The sequence below is a fragment of the Bacillus vallismortis genome, assembly GCF_040784915.1.
Classification (GTDB): Bacteria; Bacillota; Bacilli; order Bacillales; family Bacillaceae; genus Bacillus; species Bacillus subtilis_G.
This window is the reverse complement of record NZ_CP160797.1, coordinates 623,116-630,000: the sequence shown is the minus strand read 5'-3', so window position 1 is coordinate 630,000 and position 6,885 is coordinate 623,116. Positions and strand designations below refer to the sequence as shown.

5 protein-coding genes, 2 tRNA genes and 1 rRNA gene (1 of these 8 only partly in view) are annotated in these 6,885 nt (G+C 45.2%); all 8 read right to left on the bottom strand.

The genetic code is table 11. The features are described from left to right. Window positions 1–950: ribosomal RNA gene (locus tag ABZM97_RS03300) — 16S ribosomal RNA — on the bottom strand (it extends 600 nt beyond the left edge of the window). 162 nt (window positions 951–1,112) lie between these two features. Next, window positions 1,113–1,186 (bottom strand) — tRNA-Gly (locus ABZM97_RS03295). Window positions 1,187–1,200: 14 nt separating this feature from the next. Beyond that, a tRNA-Arg gene (locus ABZM97_RS03290) sits at window positions 1,201–1,277 on the bottom strand. Between the two features lie 375 nt (window positions 1,278–1,652). Next, window positions 1,653–2,741, bottom strand: coding sequence for a mannan endo-1,4-beta-mannosidase (gmuG, locus tag ABZM97_RS03285; RefSeq protein WP_087993602.1), 1,089 nt, complete (start codon window positions 2,739–2,741; stop codon window positions 1,653–1,655). Window positions 2,742–2,758: 17 nt separating this feature from the next. After that, on the bottom strand, window positions 2,759–3,706 hold the full coding sequence (gene manA / locus ABZM97_RS03280; RefSeq protein WP_367387211.1) for a mannose-6-phosphate isomerase, class I: 948 nt from the start codon (window positions 3,704–3,706) through the stop codon (window positions 2,759–2,761). Continuing rightward, complete coding sequence (locus ABZM97_RS03275; protein WP_367387210.1) at window positions 3,703–4,602, bottom strand: ROK family protein; 900 nt, start codon at window positions 4,600–4,602, stop codon at window positions 3,703–3,705. Before ABZM97_RS03275 ends, manA begins: the two co-directional genes overlap by 4 nt. A 28-nt stretch (window positions 4,603–4,630) precedes the next feature. After that, on the bottom strand, window positions 4,631–5,344 hold the full coding sequence (gmuR, locus tag ABZM97_RS03270; RefSeq protein ID WP_148964486.1) for a transcriptional regulator GmuR: 714 nt from the start codon (window positions 5,342–5,344) through the stop codon (window positions 4,631–4,633). A 138-nt stretch (window positions 5,345–5,482) separates the two neighbouring features. After that, window positions 5,483–6,880, bottom strand: coding sequence for a 6-phospho-beta-glucosidase GmuD (gene gmuD, locus ABZM97_RS03265; RefSeq protein WP_087993594.1), 1,398 nt, complete (start codon window positions 6,878–6,880; stop codon window positions 5,483–5,485). Window positions 6,881–6,885: the final 5 nt, after the last annotated feature.

Genomic DNA, 6,885 nt, shown 5'->3' with positions numbered 1-6,885 from the left:
CCGCTTGTGCGGGCCCCCGTCAATTCCTTTGAGTTTCAGTCTTGCGACCGTACTCCCCAGGCGGAGTGCTTAATGCGTTAGCTGCAGCACTAAGGGGCGGAAACCCCCTAACACTTAGCACTCATCGTTTACGGCGTGGACTACCAGGGTATCTAATCCTGTTCGCTCCCCACGCTTTCGCTCCTCAGCGTCAGTTACAGACCAGAGAGTCGCCTTCGCCACTGGTGTTCCTCCACATCTCTACGCATTTCACCGCTACACGTGGAATTCCACTCTCCTCTTCTGCACTCAAGTTCCCCAGTTTCCAATGACCCTCCCCGGTTGAGCCGGGGGCTTTCACATCAGACTTAAGAAACCGCCTGCGAGCCCTTTACGCCCAATAATTCCGGACAACGCTTGCCACCTACGTATTACCGCGGCTGCTGGCACGTAGTTAGCCGTGGCTTTCTGGTTAGGTACCGTCAAGGTACCGCCCTATTCGAACGGTACTTGTTCTTCCCTAACAACAGAGCTTTACGATCCGAAAACCTTCATCACTCACGCGGCGTTGCTCCGTCAGACTTTCGTCCATTGCGGAAGATTCCCTACTGCTGCCTCCCGTAGGAGTCTGGGCCGTGTCTCAGTCCCAGTGTGGCCGATCACCCTCTCAGGTCGGCTACGCATCGTTGCCTTGGTGAGCCGTTACTTCACCAACTAGCTAATGCGCCGCGGGTCCATCTGTAAGTGGTAGCCGAAGCCACCTTTTATGTTTGAACCATGCGGTTCAAACAAGCATCCGGTATTAGCCCCGGTTTCCCGGAGTTATCCCAGTCTTACAGGCAGGTTACCCACGTGTTACTCACCCGTCCGCCGCTAACATCAGGGAGCAAGCTCCCATCTGTCCGCTCGACTTGCATGTATTAGGCACGCCGCCAGCGTTCGTCCTGAGCCAGGATCAAACTCTCCGATAAAATGGATCACAGGTTAAGTTCACCGCATCCTGCGGTGACACCTGCGTGACCTGCGTCGTGCAGGTCTAGTTTGACTGACTACGCACATCGCTGTGCGATTTATAAAAAAATGAATTAACAGGTACGTTTTGTCTTGTTTAGTTTTCAAAGATCATTCAATAATGGAGCGGGTGATGAGAATCGAACTCACGACATCAGCTTGGAAGGCTGAGGTTTTACCACTAAACTACACCCGCGTGGTATTTTATAATGGCGCGCCCGAGAGGAGTCGAACCCCTAACCTTTTGATCCGTAGTCAAACGCTCTATCCAATTGAGCTACGGGCGCTTATCAAGCGACTTAACTATCATACTATCATTTGATGTTGAAGTCAAGAAGTTTTTTAAGAATGTTTTTTCGTTAATCGAATCTTTTTTAATTCGACTTCACTTATTATACACGTTTTTTAAAACTTGTAAACACCTTAGAAAAACTTTTTTTGTTTTTCGTGTTGTTGTGTGCTGTTCATCAGCGACGTTTAATAATATACCATGTGTATTTTATTAGGTCAACACCTTTTCTACATTTTTTTATTTCATTCTTTCACGCTTTGTCAGATGTATACTTTATCTGATCTTACAAATAGATATGAATGCCTGATCAGGGTGTGAAGATGCTCAAGACATTCATGAGCACCTTCTTAAAGTGTACAATGCTTCCTATTCATTCAACAATAGGCGTTAAAGAATCACCGTTCCATATCTCTCCCTTATTAAGTGTCCAGCTGTCGTTATATAAAGCTGAAGCACCCTTGTTTGCAGCTGGGCTCCACTCATCATTCCATGCCAGAAAGTAAATGGTTTTAGGATATTTTTGTTTTATTGCATTGATCAACAGGCTGTAATCAAAGCTGCCGTTTGCTGTTTGAGGGCCAACTTCTGTAAAGGCGAATGGTTTGTTAAGCGCCGTTAGCTGATCGTATCCGTTAATCGAATAGGCATCTTGAAAATACGCATCTAATCCGACAATATCCACGTAAGACGCACCCGGGTAGAAATCGGTTTTAAAATCTCGGTTGGCATCGGGGGAGTAAACCCAAAGCAAATGGTCAAGTCCTCTTGTGTCGGTCATATAATGATAGATTTTTTTATAGAGCTGTTTATAGAGGGAGATTCTTTCATTATCCTTTTGATTATATGAAGTAAGTCCCCACCAAAACCATTCACCGTTCATTTCATGCAGCGGCCTGAACAGAACAGGCACGCCTTGGTTCTCCAGTTCTTGAAGTCCGTCAGCAATTTTGCTGAGCATGGCATTCAGCCGCTTCCCTTCCACTGTTGAAGAATCTAATATTTTTTTATACTGATCGTTTGTAATTGATGTTTTAAAATGTCCTGATTGAAAAGCCGGATTCGCCAGGTGCAGACTGATTTGCGGAATTCCCCCGCTTTTCCAATACGATAGCAGATCTCTGTTGCAGCTTACATCTATCGAATCTTCAATATTTGCAGTTTCAAGCCATCCTCTGGCATAATCACAGCCGTAAATAGCAGGTGATTGTCCCGAAGCGTTTCGAATTCTTTCAGCTTCAGTCATAGAGAATGTGTCATGACTATAGCCTCCAAACGCTCCGGAAAGGGCTCTGTTTTCTGTTCGATTCGGCAGATGCGCAAGCCAATTCATTACTTCTTTTGTTGTCTGCTGTGCATTAGGATTAACAGGCGGCACAGTATGCGCTTCAATTGGTTTTGCCAAAGCAGCAGACACAAGTAAAAATAAGATGAGCAAACAAATCGTATGTTTCTTAAACAATGCAATTCCCCCATTCATTAAGGATGAGATATTATCAACTCACACGTTCCTTCTATTGAAAACTCGCCAAAATGCGCAGGCAGAATAAAGTGTGAGCCTGCATTACACTCATACTGAATATCATTATTTACGATTCGGCCTGATCCATTCAGGACACTCCCCAGCAAATAGGTTTGATGAGAAGGAAAAACAGCTCGGCCGCTAATCTTCCATTTGTACACGGAGAAGTCATCCGATTGTACATAAACAGTGATTACGGCATTACCGACTTCTTTCACTGCCGGTGTATGCACTGTATCAATATGCGGTATCGTTATGACTTCCATGGCTTTTTCTATATGGAGAGTTCTTTTTTGGCCTTTATCATCGCAGCGGTCATAATCGTAAACGCGATACGTTGTATCAGAGTTTTGCTGGATTTCAAGGATAAGGGTTCCCTCACATAAAGCATGGAGCGTACCGCTTGGGACATAAAAGAAATCTCCGGGCTTGATTTTGAGGCGTCTCAGCAGCCCGTGCCAATCGCCGCTTTCCATTCTTTGTTTGAATTCTTCCTTTGTGCTTGCGTGATGGCCCAAAATCATTTCGGCGTCATCTTTGCAATCAATAATATACCAGCACTCCGTTTTGCCGAGATCGCCGTTTTCGTGCAGTATCGCATAATCATCATCTGGATGTACTTGCACGGAGAGATCCATATTGGCGTCCAGCAGCTTTACCAGCAACGGAAACACCTTTCCATCTGGAAAACCGAAAATCTCCGGATGATCCTGCCATACTTGGTCAAGTGTCTTTCCTGCCAGCGGGCCGTTTTTAACAGCCGACGAGCCATGGGCATGTGCAGAAACGGCCCAGCACTCACCTGTTTTTTCCGAGGGGATCGCGTAGCCGAAAGCGTCACGAAGCTTTGTTCCTCCCCATATTCTTTCTTTAAAGACAGGCTCCAAAAATAAAGGGTGCTTCATGACCGCACCTCCCCGGATGCTGATGCTTCTTGTAAGGCCTGATCCGCTAAAACAAACGTGCCGATGATTCCGGCGTTACCGCCTAAACATGGAGGTACAATATAATCACTTATACTTTCTGACAATTCGGAAAAATCGAGATAACTGTTCATGATTTTCGGTACATATTGATAAATATAAGGAAACACCTGTCGCTGATTCATCACGCCGCCGCCAAGAATGATTTTTTCAGGCGCAAGGATCAAAATATATTGAGACAGCGCTTGGGCAATATAGTACCCTTCCAGCTCCCAAACTTGGGTTATATCTGATAAATCAGCAGCTTTTTTTCCCCAGCGCGCTTCTATGGCGGGACCAGAAGCCAGGCCTTCAAAGCAATCCTTATGATACGGGCACTTCCCTTGGTATACATCATCCGGGTGCCGCCGGATATAAATATGGCCCATCTCTGGATGTGACAGCCCCTGAAGGAGCCGGCCCTCTACAATTGCACCTGCACCAATGCCAGTTCCAATCGTTATATACAGGCAGCTGTCTAGGCCCTTCGCTTCACCGAAAAGGAATTCACCCAGCGCCGCAGCGTTGACATCCGTATGAAATCCGACTGGGATTTTCATTTCATTTTTGACGGTTTGCAAAAAGGGATAGTGTCTCCATCCGTCTTTCGGCGTGGCCATAATGGTTCCGTATGTTTTACTGGTTTTATCGGTATCAACGGGACCAAAGGATCCGATGCCGATAGCCTGTAATGAGAATTGGCGAAAATATTGAATCACTTTCTCTATCGTTTCATCCGGCATCGTTGTAGGGATCTCAACTCGGTCAATGATCGTTCCATCTTCTTTACCGACGGCACAAACAAACTTTGTGCCGCCTGCTTCAATACCGCCAAGCATTCAGATGGCCTCCTTGTTATCTCCGCGATCAGCGCCGTATGTTTACCGAAGTGACGACAAATTTGTCATGACGATGACGGGAAAAGGAATATTCAAATGGAATGCCGTTATCTAAGAAGCCCACATGTTCGACTTCCAGAATTGGATCATCCTTTTTGCAGCCCAGATGCTGCTGGTCAATATGATCAGATTTGCAGGCTCTGATTTTCCGGTGTGTTCCGGCGATTTTGAGCTGCAGCTCGTTTGTGATGTGGTTGTAGATCGAATCATGAAGGACATCGTCATTAATGCCCGGTATTAAATGAGTCGGCATATATGTTTTTTCCAATACATAGGGCTCGCCCTCTACAATCCGCAGCCGTACGACATAATAAACAGGTGTTTTCTGATCAATAGACAAATGGGCGGCCACTTCCTCTGTGGGAAATTGCACTTCAAACTGAATGACCTTGCTTTTGATTTTCTTATCTTTCAGCAAGTTGGTCAATCCGAGGATTTCATTGCTGACCACATGGACATGGTCATCCTGTATCGCTGATTGAATAATAAACGTGCCATGCCCTCGTTTTCTGAACAGCAGCCCTTCGGCAACTAAATTATCCAAAGCTCTTTTCATCGTCATGCGGCTTGAGTTGAACTCTTTCGCAAGAGACACTTCATCGGGAATCGGCTGATCGATCGGATAGACGTTATTTTTGATTCTATTTCTCATTTCATTTGCAATGATTTCGTATTTATTCATTGGTATCCTCCGGCAGCTGTTAGAGTTTGATATCACATAAGCTTTTACGGATATCATAAGTTCTTTTCCCTATTTCATCAATGTTGCGGCTGGCCGTGGACTCTAATCATCATGATAATTGCCGGAAGATCTGTAAATTTAGAAACCTTTTTGCTCAGCAATCTCCTTGAACCATTTTCCGCTTTTTTTGATGGTCCTTTCCCCGTCTTTCTCGAGATTGACTGATACAAACCCATATCGGTTTTTATAAGCATTGGTCCAAGACCAGTTGTCCATAAACGTCCATAGGTGATAGCCTTTTACGTTTGACCCTTCCTGTATGGCGCGGTGAATCCATTTAAGGTGTTCTTTTATAAATTCAATCCGGTAATTATCTTGAATGATGCCTTGCTCATCCCTGAAGCGTTCCTCGCCTTCGACCCCCATGCCGTTTTCAGAAATAAAGCACTCGATGTTCCCGTAGTTTTCTTTTAGATTGATCAAAATATCATAAACGCCTTTTTCGTAGATCTCCCAGCCGCGATGCGGATTCATTTTGCGGCCCGGCATGACGTAAGGGTCAAAATACCTGTCCGGCAAAAAAGGAGAGTCGGGGTTCGGAAGATGTTCTTTTGCTTTTACACGTCTCGGCTGGTAATAATTCACCCCCAACAGATCAACCGTATTGTGTTTGATGACCTCAAGATCTTCTTTCTTATAGTCAGGAACAAAGCCTTCGCTCTTTAAAATGTCAACCAGCTCTTTTGGAAATTCTCCTTTAACAGATGGGTCTAAAAAGGATCTGTTAAAAAACGCGTCTGCTATTTCTCCCGCTTTCACATCCGCCGGATGGCTGCTTCTCGGATAGGACGGTGTCAAATTTAAAATGATGCCGATTTTTCCGTCCTGCTTCATCCCCTTGTAAGCCTGAATCGCACGTGCACTCGATAGCATCGTATGAAAACCGACCTGGACAGCCTCTTTAAAATCGACCTTGTTTGGATAATGGAAATCATATAAGTATCCGCCTTCTACGGGGACGATCGGTTCATTATGCGTGAACCATTTTTTCACCCGGTCTCCAAATAAACGAAAACACGTTCTCGCATAGTTTTCATAAGCGTCAACCGTTTCTCTGTTTACCCAGCCGCCGATTTTTTGAAGCTCCATCGGCATATCGAAATGAAACAAATTGACAAAAGGCTCTATTCCGTTCGCGATCAGCTCATCAATGACTCTCTTATAGAAATCTTCAGCTTTGGCATTGACCTCTCCTGTTCCATCCGGTATTAAACGCGACCAGGAAATCGACATCCGGAACGAGTTGTGGCCAAGCTCCTTCATCAGCCTGATATCTTCTTTATAATTGTCGTAAAATTGAGATGTCGCTGCGGGCCCGACATGATCAAAAAAGCGATGCGGTTCTTTTTCAAACCAGTAATCCCATATATTCTGCCCTTTTCCGTCTCTATCGGCGGCACCCTCCGTTTGTGTTGCTGAAGCGGATGACCCCCACCAAAAATCTTTTGGAAAACGATATTGTTCTGTTTGTGCCAAGTCTC

What these genes read in the sequence shown, in the direction of transcription:
- manA (WP_367387211.1), bottom strand. Translation starts at nt 3,706, where the DNA reads ATGAAGCACCCTTTATTTTTGGAGCCTGTCTTTAAAGAAAGAATATGG.
- ABZM97_RS03275 (WP_367387210.1), bottom strand. Translation starts at nt 4,602, where the DNA reads ATGCTTGGCGGTATTGAAGCAGGCGGCACAAAGTTTGTTTGTGCCGTC.
- gmuR (WP_148964486.1), bottom strand. Translation starts at nt 5,344, where the DNA reads ATGAATAAATACGAAATCATTGCAAATGAAATGAGAAATAGAATCAAA.